Genomic DNA, 15,491 nt, shown 5'->3' on the forward strand with positions numbered 1-15,491 from the left:
GATGCCGACCAGTCGGTATGGACTTCTGGGGCCGGGCACGGTACAGATGCAGGCATGCGTATCGCCGCCACGATCTTCCTCACCGACGAGACGATCACCCCGACCAGGCTTGCCCGCGAGCTGGAGCAGCGCGGGTTCGCCGGGCTCTACCTGCCCGAGCACACCCACATCCCCGTCGAGCGGACCAGCCCGTACCCGGCGGGCGGCGACCTGCCGCCCGAGTACGGCCGCACCCTCGACCCCTTCGTCGCCCTCGGCCAGGCCGCCGCGGTCACCGAGCGGCTCGGCCTCGGCACCGGCATCACGCTGGTCGCCCAGCACGACCCCATCGACCTCGCCAAGCAGATCGCCACCCTCGACCACCTCTCCGACGGCCGCTTCACCCTCGGCCTCGGCTTCGGCTGGAACGTGGAGGAGGCCGCCGACCACGGGGTCGAGTGGCGGACCCGGCGGGAACTCGTCCGGGACCGGATGGCGCTGATGCGGGCACTGTGGTCGGAGGAACCGGCCGCGTACGAGGGGGAGTTCGGGAGCGTACGGGCCTCGTACGCGTACCCGAAGCCCGTGCAGAAGCCGCGGGGGCCGGTCAACGGGCCCCGCACGCTCATCGGCGGGGCCGCCGGGCCGAAGCTGTTCGCCCACATCTGCGAGTACGCCGACGGCTGGCTGCCCATCGGCGGGCGGGGCCTGTCCCAGTCGCTGCCGGTGCTGCGGGCCGCCTGGGCGGAGGCGGGCCGGGACCCCGAGGCGCTCCAGGTGGTGCCGTACGCCGTCCACCCCACGCCCGGCAAGCTCGCGCACTACGCCGACCTCGGCATCGAGGAGATCGTGGTGCAGCTGCCGCCGGCGGGGGAGGCGGACGTCCTGCGGCTACTCGACGACTACGCTCCGTTCCAGTGACACCGTGTAACGCCCGGCGGTCGGGGGCGAATCGGGCGGCCCTTGTTTGCCCTGATCACCGCGCTCGTATCCTCGAAGGATGACGACTTCCGCGACCTCCGGAACCGGCCCGACCGAGAACTCCATGCGTCGCGCCCTGAAACGAGCCCGGGACGGCGTCGCACTCGACGTCGCCGAGGCCGCCGTACTGCTCCAGGCCCGCGGCGAGGCGCTCGACGACCTCGCCGCTTCGGCCGCCCGGGTGCGGGACGCGGGCCTGGAGGCGGCGGGCCGCCCCGGCGTCATCACCTACTCCAAGAGCGTCTTCATCCCCCTCACCCGGCTGTGCCGGGACAAGTGCCACTACTGCACGTTCGTCACCGTGCCGGGCAAGCTGCGCCGGGCGGGCCACGGGATGTTCATGTCCCCGGACGAGGTCCTCGACATCGCCCGCAAGGGCGCCGCCCTCGGCTGCAAGGAAGCCCTGATCACCCTGGGCGACAAGCCCGAGGACCGCTGGCCCGAGGCCCGCGAATGGCTCGACGCGCACGGCTACGACGACACCATCGCCTACGTCCGGGCGATCTCGATCCGGATCCTGGAGGAGACGGGACTCCTCCCTCACCTCAACCCCGGGGTGATGAGCTGGACGGACTTCCAGCGCCTGAAGCCGGTCGCCCCCTCGATGGGCATGATGCTGGAGACGACGGCGACCCGGCTCTGGTCGGAGCCGGGCGGCCCGCACCACGGCTCCCCGGACAAGGAACCGGCCGTACGCCTGCGGGTGTTGGAGGACGCGGGCCGCTCCTCGGTCCCCTTCACGTCCGGGATCCTGATCGGGATCGGCGAGACGTACGAGGAGCGGGCGGAGTCGCTGTTCGCGCTGCGGAAGATCGCGCGGGCGTATCACGGCATCCAGGAACTGATCATCCAGAACTTCCGCGCCAAGCCGGACACGGCGATGCGCGGCATGCCCGACGCCGAGCTGGACGAGCTGATCGCCACGGTGGCCGTAGCCCGCCTCATCATGGGCCCGAGCGGCTGCATCCAGGCCCCGCCGAACCTGGTCGACAGCGAGTACGAGCGGCTGATCGGCGCTGGGATCGACGACTGGGGCGGGGTGTCCCCGCTGACGATCGACCATGTGAACCCCGAGCGCCCCTGGCCGCAGATCGAGGAGCTCACCCGGCGCTCGGCCGCCGCCGGATTCGCGCTGCGGGAACGCCTCTGCGTGTACCCGGAGTTCGTCCGCCGCGGCGAGCCCTGGCTGGACCCGCGGCTGCGCCCGCACGTGGCGGCGCTGGCCGACCCGGTCTCCGGACTTGCGCGCCCGGAGGCCCTGCCGGAGGGGTTGCCCTGGCAGGAGCCGGACGAGGCGTTCGTATCCTCCGGCCGTACGGATCTGCACACCACCATCGACACCGAGGGCCGTACGTCCGACCGCCGCGACGACTTCGACGAGGTGTACGGCGACTGGGGCGCCCTGCGCGAGGCGGCGGCGCCCGGCATGGCGCCGGAACGCATCGACACCGACGTACGCGCGGCGCTGGCGACGGCCGCGGACGACCCGACGAAGCTGACGGACGAGGAGGCGCTGGCGCTGCTGCACGCGGACGGGCCCGCGCTCGACGCCCTGTGCCGGATCGCCGACGACGTCCGCAAGGCGGCCGTGGGCGACGACGTGACGTACATCGTCACGCGGAACATCAACTTCACCAACGTCTGCTACACGGGCTGCCGCTTCTGCGCCTTCGCACAGCGCAGGACGGACGCGGACGCGTACACGCTCTCCCTCGACCAGGTGGCAGACCGCGCCCAACAGGCCTGGGAGGTGGGCGCGGTGGAGGTCTGCATGCAGGGCGGCATCCACCCCGACCTGCCCGGGACGGCGTACTTCGACATCGCGCGGGCGGTGAAGTCCCGAGTCCCCGGCATGCACGTGCACGCGTTCTCGCCCATGGAGGTGGTGAACGGCGCCACGCGCACCGGCCTGTCCATCCGCGAGTGGCTGAGCGCGGCCAAGGAGGCGGGCTTGGACTCCATCCCCGGCACGGCCGCCGAGATCCTCGACGACGAGGTCCGCTGGATCCTCACCAAGGGCAAGCTGCCCACGGCGACCTGGATCGAGGTGATCACGACGGCGCACGAGCTGGGCATCCGCTCGTCGTCGACGATGATGTACGGCCATGTCGACCAGCCGCGCCACTGGCTGGGCCATCTGCGGACCCTGGCCGGCATCCAGCAGCGCACCGGCGGCTTCACGGAGTTCGTGACGCTGCCCTTCATCCACACGAACGCACCCGTCTACCTGGCAGGCATCGCGCGCCCCGGCCCCTCCGTGCGGGACAACAGGGCGGTGACGGCGATGGCGCGCCTGCTCCTCCACCCCTACATCCCCAACATTCAGACGAGCTGGGTGAAGCTCGGCACGGAAGGCGCGGCGGAAATGCTCCGCTCCGGCGCGAACGACCTGGGCGGCACCCTGATGGAGGAGACGATCTCCCGCATGGCGGGCTCCTCCTACGGCTCCTACAAGTCGGTGAAGGACCTGATCGCGGTGGCGGAAGCGGCAGGCCGCCCGGCCAGGCCCCGGACGACGCTGTACGGCGAGGTCCCGGAGGAACGGCAGCGGGCGGCGGCTGCCTCGGACGGGCATCTGCCGGAGCTGCTGCCGGTGCTGGACTGATGACAGGGCCGTGGGTGGCCCACTTGGCGGGCCACCCACGGCGCCTTGGTCACTTGTAGAAGTCGATCCGCTCGCCGTAGATGTACGTCACGTCGGCCCCGCTCCCGTAGGAGCGGACCGTCTCGAACTTGTAGGCGCCGCCGTCCTGGGTCTGGGTGCTCTCGCTGTTGCCGCGGGAGAAGATCAGCATGTAGTCCCGGTACTCCCCGGCGTACACCACGAACCGGTTCTCATAGCCCCAGGCCAGCTGGTTGTCGGCCTTGCTCCAGGTGTCGTCCCCCACCTTGCCGTCGGCCGTCAGACCGTGGTCCGCCTGCCACTCCTTCGTCGCGGCGGCCGTTCGCGGGCCGAAGAAGCCGTCGCGCGTGTCGAAGAGGTAGCCGTCGGCCCACAGGATGTTCTGCCACAGCTTGGTGAGTTCGGTCTCCGTCCCGGAAGTCGGGCAGCCGTCGCACAGGGAGTGGCCGAGCTCGTTGAAGTGGTCACCGAAGTCGTCGGTCACCGTGGAGTCGCCGTCCACGAACGTGGTGCCGTAGACGCCGCTGTTCGCGGCGTGCGCCGGTACGGCGAGCGCGGCGGTGAGTGCCATCGCCGCGCCGAGCCCGACAGCGGCCAGCTGCGTGCCTCGTCGCATTGCCTTGCGCATGTGGATCCCCCTTGGAACGAGCGGACAGGTACCGGGGGAGATGCTTGCGGCTCGCGATAGATGAGCGATAAACGTTCCTTGAACCGCCGACCGGGGCGGGAGGGGCAGCGGGCGCGGAGCCCCGGAGGTGGGCGCAGTACGATGATCCGACCCTGTCGGTGAGCTGAGGAGATGCGTGCCGTGCCTGCCTCGAAGGTCTGGGTGACCGGTCTGACGGTGGGAGCGATCGCCGCCGTCGCCGTCCTGGCCGTACAGGCCGACCAGGGCCCGCGCCCCACGGCCACGACCGCCCGGCCGAGCGCCACCGCCACCGCCACGCCCAAGCCGACCGAGTCCGCCAAGCCGGCCCGGGTGCCGGGCGACTCGGGCACGGGCCGCCGGATCGTCTACTCGCTCGGCCAGAAGCGGGTGTGGCTGGTGGACGCGAGCGACGCCGCCCGCCGCACCTTCGCGGTGTGGCCGGGGACGGTCTCGCCCGACCCGGGCAGCTACGAGGTGGGCACCCGGACGGAGGCGACGACGGGCTCGGACGGCGTCGAGATCGAGAACGTGGTCTACTTCGCCGCGGGGTCCGGAGTGAACTTCGCCTTCTCCAACGCCGTGGACGGCACCTCACCGCCGCCCCCGGTCGAGGGCGCCCGCACGGGCGGCGTCCGGATGAAGACGGCGGACGGCTCGGCGCTGTGGGCGTTCGGGACGACGGGCACGACCGTGACGGTCGTCGAGTAGAGGCAGAGAACGGGGGAAACGACAGTGGCGATATTGATCCTGTCCGTGATTCTGGCGCTGGCCATCGGGGGCTGCGCCTGCGTGGTGTGGGCGGCCCGGGGCACGGCGCCGCGCTGGGCCCGGGTGTGGGCCGCCGGGACCCGGGGCGCGGGCGAGCTGCTGTCGATCCTGATGAAGTCCAACAAGGGTTCGCGGAGCGGCAGCAGCTCGGACGGTTCCGACTAGGATTCGGCGCTGCCCGGCAGCTGGTTGACGATCAGCACGATCCCGCTGAACACGAACACCCGCGTCGCCGCGTCCAGCCCGTTCCAGTCCCCGGACTGCCACATCGCGAACCACTCACCGCCGATCGCGATGAACCCGGCGCCGAACAGCAGCATGACCATGAGCAGCCCGTACGTGGAGACGCGACGGGCGCCGGCCGCGTCCTGGCGGACCCAGAGCCAACTGCCGTATATGAGGACGAGCGCGGCGAGGGTCTCCCAGACGATGATCGCGACGTACGCCGTGTCCTGAAGTCCCTTGCTGGTGATGGATCTCCACATCAGATCGTCGTCCTTGAACGTCGTATCCATCGCAAGGACGTGCTGCACGAACTGCTGATTCGTCCCGAAGTCCGTGATGTTCCCGAAGGCCACGAGGGCCATGTAGAGCGCGACGGACGCGGTGAGAAGGAGGGCGGTGAGGCGGAGGGCGCTGCGTGGGGGTGTCGATGCCATGAAGGCCATCTTCCCTGCCTGGACTGGGGGTTGCAGATCGATTGAGCCAGAAAGCAGACTCCTGGTGGACCGACCGCGGGAGTGAAACGGGATGAGGCCGACACGGCCGACGATGCAGGAGCTGATCCGGCAGCGCAGACGGGCCGGATTCGTGGGCCGCAACGACGAGCGGGCCGCGTTCCGGCGCAACTTCGATCTCGCGCCGGAGGACGAACGCCATCGCTTCCTCTTCCACGTGCACGGCAACGCGGGCGTCGGAAAGACCTTCCTGGTACGGGAGTTGGAACAGCTCGCCCGTGAGAAGGGCGCGCTCACCGCCTACGTCGACGAGGGCGCCGGAAGCATCCCGGAGGCGATGACGGCGATCAGCCGCCAGTTCGGCGCCCAGGGCCACAGGTTCAAGGAACTGAACCGCGTTCTCGCTGACCACCGGGAGCGCCGCTACGAGGCGGAGGCGGCCGTCCTGGCCCTGGACCCCGGGCCGGAGGAACCGTCGACGGGCAGCGTGGCGATGGCCCGGGCGGGACTGGCGGGGCTGGGCCTGATGCCCGGGGTGGGTGCGGTCGCCGGCGCTTTGGACCCGGCTCAACTCGCCCAGGGAGTAGACCGTTTGAGGGCGGGCATCAGCGCCCGCCTGCGCAACTCCGAGGACGTACAGCTCCTGCTGTCGCCGGAGCGGGTGCTGACGCCGGTGCTGCTCGGCGAGCTGGCGGAGGCGGCGACCGCGGCGCCGTGGATCGTCCTGTTCTTCGACACGTACGAGCGGACAGGGCCGTTCCTCGACGGCTGGCTGCACGAGGTGATGACGACCGACCGGCACGGCGCCCTGCCCGCCACGGTCGTCGTGGTCACCGCCGGTCAGCTCCCCTTCGACACCGCCCGCTGGGGCGCCTTCGCCGACTTCATGACCGACGTGCCGCTCGGCCCGTTCACGGAGGCGGAGGCGCGGGGACTGCTGGCGGACAAGGGGGTGCTCGCGGCGCCCGTGGTGGAAGAGGTACTGCGCCTGACGGGCGGACTGCCGGTCCTCGTCTCCACCCTGGCCGAACAGCGCCCGGCCGACCCGGACGACGTGGGAGACCCCAGCGCCACGGCCGTCGAACGCTTCCTGAAGTGGGTGCAGGACCCGGCGCGCAGGGCGGCGGCACTGGCGTGCGCGCTGCCGAGGAAACTGGACGCGGACGTGTTCCGCGCGGTCGTGCGGGGCGAGACGGACGACACGCTGTACGAGTGGCTGAGGAGCCTGCCGTTCGTCAGCGAGCGGAGCGATCACCTGCGGTATCACGATGTCGTACGGGCACCGATGCTGCGGTTGCAACGGAAGCGGTCGCCCAGGGGGTGGGCGGAGGAACAACGACGGCTGGCCGGGGTGTTCGGGGCGTGGCGGGCGGAGGCGGAGGCCGGCCGGGGCGACGCGAGGCTGTGGTCCGACGACGAACAGCGGCTGGCGGGAGTGTTCCCGAGTTGGCGCGCGCAGACGGAGACCGACGGGCTCTGGCCCGACGAGCGGTGGCGGGAGCTGCGGCTGGCGGAGACCTACCACCTGCTGTGCGCGGGCGAGCGGGACGCGCTGCCGGGAGCGCTGCGGGACTTCGTCGCAGCCTGCGACCTGGGGGACACGGCCGCCGTGACCTGGGCGCGGACGGTGGAGGACGCGGGGCGGGACGGCGGGGTGGCCGAGGTGGCCCGATGGGGGAGCGAGCTGACCGGGGCGCTCGCCGACGGCGGCGTACCGGAGGCGTTGGGCCACCTCCTGCGCGGCACGTCACTCGACCTCGCCGAGCAGGCCCGGGCCAGGACGGTGATGGGCAGCGCGCTGCGGGACGCCGGCGCGCATCAGGAGGCCCTGGCCGAGTACGGCCGAGCCCTCGCCCTCGACCCCGGGCTGGCCCGGGCCCACCGCGGCCGGTCCACGGTGCGGGCCGAACTGGGCGACTACGACGGCGCGGTCGCCGACCTGGGCAAGGCGCTGGAAATCGCCCCGGACAACGCCCTGTGGTGGGCCGTGCGAGGCGAGTACCACCGCATCCGGGGCTGGGACACCGAGGCCCTCCGTGACCTGGACCGATCCCTCACCCTCGACCCGTCACTCGACTTCGCCTGGGCCTCCCGGGGCGCGACACGTCTGAGACAGGGCGACCCCGACACGGCCCTCCCCGACCTCGACCGGGCCCTGGAACTGAACCCGGACTACGCCTGGGCCCTGGCCCGCCGCGCCCGAGTCTGGCGCGCCCTCGGCGACCCCGAACGCCAACTGGCCGACCTGGACCGCGCCTTGACGGTGGATCCCGACTGGGCATGGGGCCTGTGCGAGCGCGGCGACGCACTGAGGGCGGCCGGCCGCGCCGAGGAGTCTCTGACAGACCTCGACCGCGCCCTGACCCTGGCCCCCGCCTACACATCGGCCCGCGCCAGCCGAGGCGCCACACTGGCCGCCCTCGGCCGCCACAGGGAGGCCCTGGCGGACCTGGACGCCGTCCTGACCGACAGCCCGACCTACACCTGGGCCCTACTCCAACGAGCCGCCGTCCACCGCGCCCTGGGCGCCCCCGAAAAGGCCACCACCGACGAGGAAACAGCCGCCCGCTTGTCGACGGACGGGGCTTCATGAAGGGCCGGCTGTCCTTCTGATTGCCGGCGGGGTCGCGGCACGCCGGGCCTGCTTAGCGGCGGGCGGCCGGTGGGTGGGGCGCGCCCGCGCCGAGTGGCGGCGGGCCGGGGCCGTGCTTGCCTCGCGCGCTCCATGAGTCACACCAGCCCCCTGGCAGGGGTAATTGGCCGATTTGGGCCACGGTTGGAGGCAGTGCCACTCGCTGACCTGGGCTTTTCTGGGCCTGCCCTGGCCCAAATGTGCCAATTAGCTTCGGCGGGTGTGCTGGTGGGGCTGGTGTGACAGACGAGGTGCCCTCGGGGGCATCTGCCTGGTATACCCGCCCGGCTCTGCTCATCCTCCGGTGCACCCTTCTCCGCTTCCCGCAGGCCGCCAGACCTCGCGGTACCGCGCCATGAGTGCGTCTACGTCGGCAACGTCACTTGGTACGGGTGAAACCCGAACACTCCGGATCACTTCCGACCACATACCGCACACCCCGCATACCCTTCCGCCCCTGAACCGCCCGTTCCTGGTCGATTACAGTGCTGAGCTGTCGTACGTACGGGCGGTGGCACGGGGAGGTCTTGGTGGGTGCGACAGCCGGCGCCGTCTGGGGCCGTTCCGAACAGCAGGACTTCCGTAGCCGGGTGCGCGGCACGATGCTCGGCGGGGCCGTCGGGGATGCGCTCGGCGCGCCCGTCGATGCGATGAGCCTTGAGGAGATCCGGGAGGCGTACGGCGCTGAAGGGCTCGTTGATCTCGGGCTCGGGTACGGGCGTCGTGGCGCCGTCACTCACCTCACCCAGCTCGCCCTCTTCACCGTCGACGGGCTCATACGCGCCCAGGTCCGCCGGGACACCGGTGCCTGGCATCCGCCCACCGATCTGCACCGGGCGTACCTGCGGTGGGCCGCCACCCAGCGCGACTGGGGGCCCGACGAGCGTCGTAAGGACGACGGCTGGCTGGCCCGCGAGGAGTGGCTGTACGCCCGCCGCGATCCCGCCCGCTCGCTTCTGCTCGGCCTCGGCGACGAGACCATGGGTACGCCGGAGGCGCCCAAGAACCCCGGAGAGGCCGGTCCCGAGGCTGCCGCTCGTTCCGGGCCCTTCGGGCTGCTGGTCGGCTGGGAGCCGCAGCTGGTTGCCCAGCTCGCCATCGAGTGCGCGGCGCAGACCCACGGCCATCCCACCGGCTACCTCTCGGCGGGCGCTTACGCCGTCATCGTGCACGCGCTGGCCTGCGGCGAGAGTCTGGACGGCGCCGTCCAGCGGGCGCTTGCGCTGCTCGCCGCCCGGCCGGGGCACGAGCCGGTGTCGGACGCCCTTCAGCATGCGCTGGGTGCTGTACGGCAGGGGATGCCGACGCCGGCCCGGGTCGAGGAACTCGTCGGCGACGGGACGGCGGAGGGGCCGCTGGCCGCCGCCGTGTACTGCGCCCTGGTGGGGGAGGACGTCCGGCACGGTCTGTGTCTTTCCGTCAATCACGACGGCCCCTCCGGTGCGACGGGCGCCCTGACCGGCGGCCTCCTCGGCGCCCTGCACGGCGAAACGGCCCTCCCGCCGGCCTGGCTGGCCGAGTTGGAGGGCCGTCCCACGATCCTGGAACTCGCCGACGACTTCGCCATGGAGATGACGCAGGGTCCGGCGTTGCATGGTCCGGCGGGCTCGTCACCGGGCTGGCTCGCGAGATATCCGCGGGGCTGAGCTGTTCCGGCGGGGGTGCTGCAACCCCCTGGGGCGCGGGGCTGTGTTGATTTGCGGCTACCGCCGCGTGGGCGCGACCAGCCCCCCCCCCACGCACCCGCACCGCCAACGGCGAACCCGTCACGCCTTCGTAGGCACCGGCTCAGCCAGCGCAGCCGCCCCGTCCCCGTCCGTATTGATCTTCTCGATGATCGCCAGCCGCTCCGGAGTGTCCTCCGGCTTCAGGTAGCCGATCAGGATGTACAGGATCAGCGACACCGCCAGCGGGATCGACACCTGGTACTCCAGCGGGACGCCGCCGTCGACACTCCAGTTGATCGGGTAGTTGACCAGCCAGAAGGCAAGCAGCCCCAGCGACCAGCTGGTCAGCGCCGCCGTCGGACCGGAGCGGCGGAAGGGGCGCAGCAGGCCCAGCATCATCGGGATGGCCATCGGGCCCATCAGGCCGGCCACCCACTTGATGACGACCGTGATGATGTCCTTGAAGGCGGGGGAGTTGACCTGCGTGGCTGCCGCCATGGACAGCCCGAGGAAGACGACGGTCGTGACCCGGGCGACCCGCAGCCCCTGCCCCTCGCTCCACGCCCGCGCCCTGCGCCACACCACCGGCGCGCAGTCGCGGGTGAACACCGCTGCGATGGCGTTGGCGTCGGAGGAGCACATCGCCATGGTGTGGGAGAAGAAGCCGACGATGACCAGGCCCAACAGGCCGTGGGGGAGGAGCTGTTCGGTCATGAGGCCGTAGGAGTCGGAGCCGTCCGGCTTCTGCGACTCGACCAGCAGCGGTGACATCCACATGGGGAAGAACAGCACCAGGGGCCAGACCAGCCACAGCGCCGCCGACAGCCGCGCCGACCGCTCCGCCTCGCGTGCACTGGCCGTGGCCATGTACCGCTGGGCCTGGTTGAGCATGCCGCCGTTGTACTCGAAGAGCTTGATGAAGAGGAAGGCGAGGAGGAAGACCGTTCCGTACGGGCCGACCAGCGGCTCACCGTGACCCTGGAGCTCCGGCTCGTCCCACGCCCCGAGGAACCCGATGCCCTTGTCGTCCAGTTCCACGACCACCGCGACGAACATCGCGACCCCGGCCAGCAACTGGATGACGAACTGCCCGAGTTCGGTCAGCGCGTCCGCCCACAGCCCGCCGATCGTGCAGTACACGGCGGTGATCGATCCCGTGATCAGGATCCCCTGGTTCAGCGAGATCCCCGTGAACACCGACAGCAGCGTCGCGATCGCGGCCCACTTCGCGCCCACGTCCACGATCTTCAGCAGCATGCCCGACCAGGCCAGCGCCTGCTGCGTCTTGAGGTCGTAGCGGTTCTTCAGGTACTCCAGCGGGGAGGCCACATGGAGCCGTGAGCGGAGCCGGTTGATGCGCGGGGCGAACAGCTTCGATCCGATGGCGATGCCGAGCGCGATGGGGAAGGACCAGGTGACGAAGGACGTGACGCCGTAGGTGTAGGCGATGCCCGCGTACCCGGTGAACATCACCGCGCTGTAGCCGGACATGTGGTGGGAGATGCCGGACAGCCACCACGGCATCTTTCCGCCGGCGGTGAAGAAGTCGCTGACGTTGTCCACGCGTTTGTGCGACCAGACGCCGATCGCCACCATCACGCCGAAGTAGCCGATGAGCACGGCCCAGTCGAGACTGTTCATGGGTTCCCTTCCCAGGTTCCGTCCTGTGAACGGCTCGCCCATGGTGGGTACGGTGGCAAGGGCACGACAAGCGCACGTCAGGTCAACAGAGGGTAAAATCGTTCGGAGCGATGACCTCTGTTCATGGACATGAACAGAACGGGGGCTCGGTCATCGCATCAGCTCCCCCGCGTTCACCAACAGCGACTGCCCCGTGATCGCCCGCGCCCGGTCCGACGCCAGGAACACCGCCGCGTCCGCCACATCCCCGTCCGTCGCCAGCTCCGGCAGCGCCATCCGCCCGGCCAGCCGCCTCAGCACCTCCTCCTCCGGCACCCCCTCGGTCGCCGCCGTGAACCGCACGTACGCCTGCACCGGCGGCCCCCACATCCAGCCCGGCAGCACGGAGTTGACCCGGATCCGGTACGGCCCGAGCTCCCGCGCCAGCGAGTACATCGCGCTGGTCAGCGCCCCCTTCGAGGCCGCGTACGCCGCCTGCCGCACCTGCGAGGGCGCCGCCACCGCCGACTGCGTCCCGATGAACACGACGGCGCCCCCGCCGCCCGCCTTCAGCCCGGGCAGGCACGCCCGCGTCATCCGCAGCGTCCCCAGCAGATTCACGTCGAGCACCGACTGCCAGGTCGCGAAGTCGGCGTCCTCAAGCCCGCCGAAGTAGCTGTCCCACGCGGCGACCTGCACCACCGCGTCGATCCGCCCGAACCGCTCCAGCGCCAGCCCCGCCAGGGCTTCGCACTGCGCCTCGTCGGTGATGTCCGTCGTCCGGTACGCGGTGTGCGCCCCGTCCGGATCGATCCCGGCGGCACTCTTGGCGAGGCTCGCCCCGGTACGCGCCCCGAGGACCGCGTTGCCCCCGTCCCGCACGACCGCCGCCGCGACCTGGTGACCGAGCCCGGCGCCGACTCCCGACACGACGACGGTCCTGCCCGCAAGCACTGACATCCCGACCCCTCCCGCACTCTGGCGCTCGATCTGACGGAGCGTCAGAGTATGGGCGACCGCAGGAAAGGGGAACCGCATGAGCGACGACACCCGCAGCGAGACGTACGGCGAGCTGGCCGCCGTAGGACCGTACGGAGTCCGACCGGGCCACGCCCTGATCACCATGGTCGAACCGCACCCCGGCCACGAGTACGCCTACAACCGCTGGTACGAGGACGACCACTACTACGCCGGCGCCATGGCCATGCCCTGGATGTACGCCGGCCGGCGCTGGGTCGCCACCCGCGACCTGCAACTCCTGCGCACCCCGGAGAAGTCGGCGATCGCCCGGCCGGTCACCGCGGGCTGCTACCTCTCGACGTACTGGATCACGGCCGGCCGCTACGACGACCACATGAAGTGGACCGTCGCCATCAACAAGCGCCTCAACCGCGACGCCCGCGTCTACCAGGACCGCACCCACGTCTTCACCGCGTTCCAGGACCACGGGGCGAGCGTGTACCGCGACGGAGCGGCGGGCCCCAGGGACTTCCACGCCCTGGACCACCCGTACGCGGGCCTGGTCCTGGAGGTGATCGACGCCGAGTCGGCCGGGCAGCGCGCCGAACTCCTGGAGTGGCTGCGCTCCCGCCACCTGCCCAAGCGCCTCGCGGGCTCACCGGCCGCCCTGGTGACGGTCTTCCGCCCCACACCCCTGCCGCTCGACCGCATGTCGTACGTCCGGCAGGTCGAGGGCGTGGACACCCGGCTGACCCTGCTGTGGTTCCTTGAGGCGGACCCGAGGGAGTGCTGGGACCCCTACTTCACCGGCCTGGAGGAGGCGGTCACCGAGTCCGGTCTGGGCCGGGTGGAGCTGGTGGCGCCGTTCGTGCCCACGGTCCCGGGCACGGACAAGTACGTCGACCAGCTGCGCTGACCTTCACCCAGGGCGCTCACTTCAGCTCGTCCGGGCACGGAGTGCCCCGCGGCAGGTCGTAGGGCGCCGCCAGCCGGTACGTCCCCGCCTTCGGGGCGACCAGCATCGTCCACTTGTCCCCGAGGGCGTCCTCCTCCGTCTCCGTCAGACAGCCGTTGACGTTGTCGTACATCTTCGGCTCCCCGTCGGGACGGTCCTTGGACGCCTCCGTCTCCTTGGGCGGGTCGAGCTTCTTGCCCTCGGCGTCGACGATGCTCAGCCACGGCGAGTACGGGATCCGGATCAGCACCCGCCCCGGCTTGCTCACCCGCATCGTCCACTCGCCCTGCTCGGCCCGCTCCACCACCGTGTTCGGCTCGGCCAGCGGAGCCGGGTCGAGCACCTGGAACAGCTGCCAGTTCGCGTCGCCCCACACCTGCTTCAGATACGGCATCCCGCGCTGCACCAGCTGCCGCTCGCGCTCGCCGCCGTCCCCGTCCGGCTGGTCCTTCGGCACCACGACGAAGTGCACGGCCCACCGCTTGAGCCACTCCAGATAGTTCGCCGAGTTGAGGGTGTCGTCGTAGAAGAGCGGGTTGCGCTCCATGTCGGCCTGGCGGTTCCAGCCGCGGGCCAGATTGACGTACGGCGCCAGGGCGGAGGCCTCCCGGTGGGAGCGGGCCGGTACGACCTCCACGCGGCCCTTCTCGGCGCCGACCTCCTGGAGCTCGTTGACCAGCGGCGCCAGCTCACGCGCCCAGGAGGCGGCCGGGGTGGTGTGCACGATGTCGACGACCGACTTCACACCGATCCACACGTTGAACCCGACGATCGACAGCACCAGCGCGTACCACTTGCGCGAGCGCGGCACCGTGAACGGCAGCGCCGCCACCAGCGCCACCCCCGCGAACAGCATCGACAAGCGCGTGATGTTCGAGCCGATCTGCGAGTTGATCAGCCACACCAGCAGCACCGACAGCGCGTACACCGCCGAGGTCAGGCGGACGCTCGTCCAGTCCTTGGGGACGAGGAAGAGGACCAGCACCGCGGAGGCGAACGGCAGAAGCACCGAGGCGACCGTCATCGGCTGCGTCCCCGAGAACGGGAACAGCCAGGCCGACACCGCCACCACCGCGGTCGGCGCGAGCCCCAGCGCCCAGGCGCCCGGCCGCCGCTTCTGCAGGAACAGCGCCACGGCCACCAGACCCACGAACAGCCCGGCGACCGGCGAGGCCATGGTGGCGAGAGCGGCCAGCGGCGCGGCGCACAGCGCCTTCGCCCAGCGCTTGTAGCGCCACTTGTACGGCCAGCAGTACACGACGGCCACCGCGCCCAGCGCGAACATCGTGCCGAGACCGTAGGTGACCCGGCCCGAGGCGGCGTTGCACAGCAGCGCGAACACCCCGGCCAGCGCGGCCCACAGAGGATTGCGGACGGACCGGCTGCGGATCAGGACGAGCGTGAGCAGCCCGGCGGAGACGGTCCCGGCGATCATCATCGTCGTACGGACGCCCAGCACGGACATCAGATACGGCGAGACCACGCTGTACGACACCGGGTGCATCCCGCCGTACCAGGCCAGGTTGTACGCCGAGTCCGGGTGCCGGCCGACGAACTCGGCCCAGGCGTCCTGGGCCGCGAGGTCGCCGCCGCTGTTGGCGAACGTGAAGAACCATGCGATGTGCAGCACCCCGGCCAGGGCCGTGACCGACAGGACCGGGTGCCGCAGAAGACGCTCACGCAGAGCGAGTACGGCGGCCTTCAGGGGTGCGGGACGGACCTCGCCAGGAGGGCGAACCGTCTCTTCCGTGGGTCGCTCGGGCACGCGTATTCGCGGGCCGGTTCCCGGGCCCGGATCGGCGTCGTCGGCGCGTGTCGGCTCCGCAGTGGCCACCGTTGAGGCACTCCCGTGCTGTGCTGTCTTCTGTTCTGGCCGCGTCCCGTTTCCCGCGTGTTGTCGGCCCTGACTCCGAGCGTTGTCCGGCCGCGCCTTGTGAGCGGCGACCTGCCCTGTTTCGTGACGCTAGCACGCAGCCCGCC

The 15,491-nt window shown here is 71.1% G+C and carries 12 protein-coding genes; 7 read left to right on the forward strand and 5 right to left on the reverse strand.

Features of this window, described 5'->3' with window-relative positions:
* Window positions 1-54: 54 nt before the first annotated feature.
* Together AB0Q90_RS18075 and AB0Q90_RS18080 are read left to right on the forward strand one after the other, a co-directional pair.
* On the forward strand, window positions 55-900 hold the full coding sequence (locus AB0Q90_RS18075) for an LLM class F420-dependent oxidoreductase (RefSeq protein ID WP_363165763.1): 846 nt from the start codon (window positions 55-57) through the stop codon (window positions 898-900).
* Window positions 901-979: 79 nt separating this feature from the next.
* Window positions 980-3,565 carry a bifunctional FO biosynthesis protein CofGH gene (locus AB0Q90_RS18080; protein ID WP_363165764.1) on the forward strand — a complete coding sequence of 862 codons (2,586 nt, stop codon included), beginning with the start codon at window positions 980-982 and terminating at the stop codon, window positions 3,563-3,565.
* Between the two features lie 49 nt (window positions 3,566-3,614).
* On the opposite strand, the gene AB0Q90_RS18085 is transcribed toward AB0Q90_RS18080, so the two are convergent.
* On the reverse strand, window positions 3,615-4,211 hold the full coding sequence (locus AB0Q90_RS18085; protein ID WP_363164148.1) for a peptidoglycan-binding domain-containing protein: 597 nt from the start codon (window positions 4,209-4,211) through the stop codon (window positions 3,615-3,617).
* 171 nt (window positions 4,212-4,382) lie between these two features.
* Here AB0Q90_RS18085 and AB0Q90_RS18090 point away from each other — a divergent pair, with 171 nt between their 5' ends.
* Both AB0Q90_RS18090 and AB0Q90_RS18095 read left to right on the forward strand, forming a co-directional pair.
* Window positions 4,383-4,940 carry a hypothetical protein gene (locus AB0Q90_RS18090; RefSeq protein ID WP_363164147.1) on the forward strand — a complete coding sequence of 186 codons (558 nt, stop codon included), beginning with the start codon at window positions 4,383-4,385 and terminating at the stop codon, window positions 4,938-4,940.
* 24 nt (window positions 4,941-4,964) lie between these two features.
* Window positions 4,965-5,165 (forward strand): hypothetical protein, encoded by a 201-nt coding sequence (locus AB0Q90_RS18095; protein WP_363164146.1) that lies wholly within the window; start codon window positions 4,965-4,967, stop codon window positions 5,163-5,165.
* On the opposite strand, the gene AB0Q90_RS18100 is transcribed toward AB0Q90_RS18095, so the two are convergent.
* Window positions 5,162-5,659 carry a DUF2165 domain-containing protein gene (locus AB0Q90_RS18100; RefSeq protein WP_363164145.1) on the reverse strand — a complete coding sequence of 166 codons (498 nt, stop codon included), beginning with the start codon at window positions 5,657-5,659 and terminating at the stop codon, window positions 5,162-5,164. The genes AB0Q90_RS18095 and AB0Q90_RS18100 overlap by 4 nt on opposite strands.
* Before the next feature lie 91 nt (window positions 5,660-5,750).
* Here AB0Q90_RS18100 and AB0Q90_RS18105 point away from each other — a divergent pair, with 91 nt between their 5' ends.
* Both AB0Q90_RS18105 and AB0Q90_RS18110 read left to right on the forward strand, forming a co-directional pair.
* Entirely contained in the window at window positions 5,751-8,270 is a 2,520-nt protein-coding gene (locus tag AB0Q90_RS18105) for a tetratricopeptide repeat protein (RefSeq protein WP_363164144.1), read from the forward strand.
* 569 nt (window positions 8,271-8,839) lie between these two features.
* Window positions 8,840-9,955: an ADP-ribosylglycohydrolase family protein gene (locus AB0Q90_RS18110; RefSeq protein ID WP_363164143.1), complete on the forward strand. Its 1,116-nt coding sequence runs from the start codon at window positions 8,840-8,842 to the stop codon at window positions 9,953-9,955.
* A 120-nt stretch (window positions 9,956-10,075) separates the two neighbouring features.
* Here the strand turns inward: AB0Q90_RS18110 and AB0Q90_RS18115 are convergent, their stop codons facing one another.
* Together AB0Q90_RS18115 and AB0Q90_RS18120 are read right to left on the reverse strand one after the other, a co-directional pair.
* A complete protein-coding gene (locus AB0Q90_RS18115; protein WP_363164142.1) occupies window positions 10,076-11,617 on the reverse strand; it encodes a sodium:solute symporter family protein in 1,542 nt (513 codons plus the stop codon).
* A 150-nt stretch (window positions 11,618-11,767) separates the two neighbouring features.
* A complete protein-coding gene (locus AB0Q90_RS18120) occupies window positions 11,768-12,556 on the reverse strand; it encodes an SDR family oxidoreductase (RefSeq protein ID WP_363164141.1) in 789 nt (262 codons plus the stop codon).
* A gap of 76 nt (window positions 12,557-12,632) precedes the next feature.
* Between AB0Q90_RS18120 and AB0Q90_RS18125 the strand changes: the two genes are divergently transcribed.
* Complete coding sequence (locus AB0Q90_RS18125; protein WP_363164140.1) at window positions 12,633-13,472, forward strand: hypothetical protein; 840 nt, start codon at window positions 12,633-12,635, stop codon at window positions 13,470-13,472.
* Between the two features lie 16 nt (window positions 13,473-13,488).
* Here AB0Q90_RS18125 and AB0Q90_RS18130 read toward each other — a convergent pair whose 3' ends face one another.
* On the reverse strand, window positions 13,489-15,345 hold the full coding sequence (locus tag AB0Q90_RS18130; protein WP_363164139.1) for an MFS transporter: 1,857 nt from the start codon (window positions 15,343-15,345) through the stop codon (window positions 13,489-13,491).
* Window positions 15,346-15,491 lie beyond the last annotated feature (146 nt).

This window comes from Streptomyces sp. NPDC079141 (assembly GCF_040686775.1).
Lineage (GTDB): Bacteria > Actinomycetota > Actinomycetes > Streptomycetales > Streptomycetaceae > Streptomyces.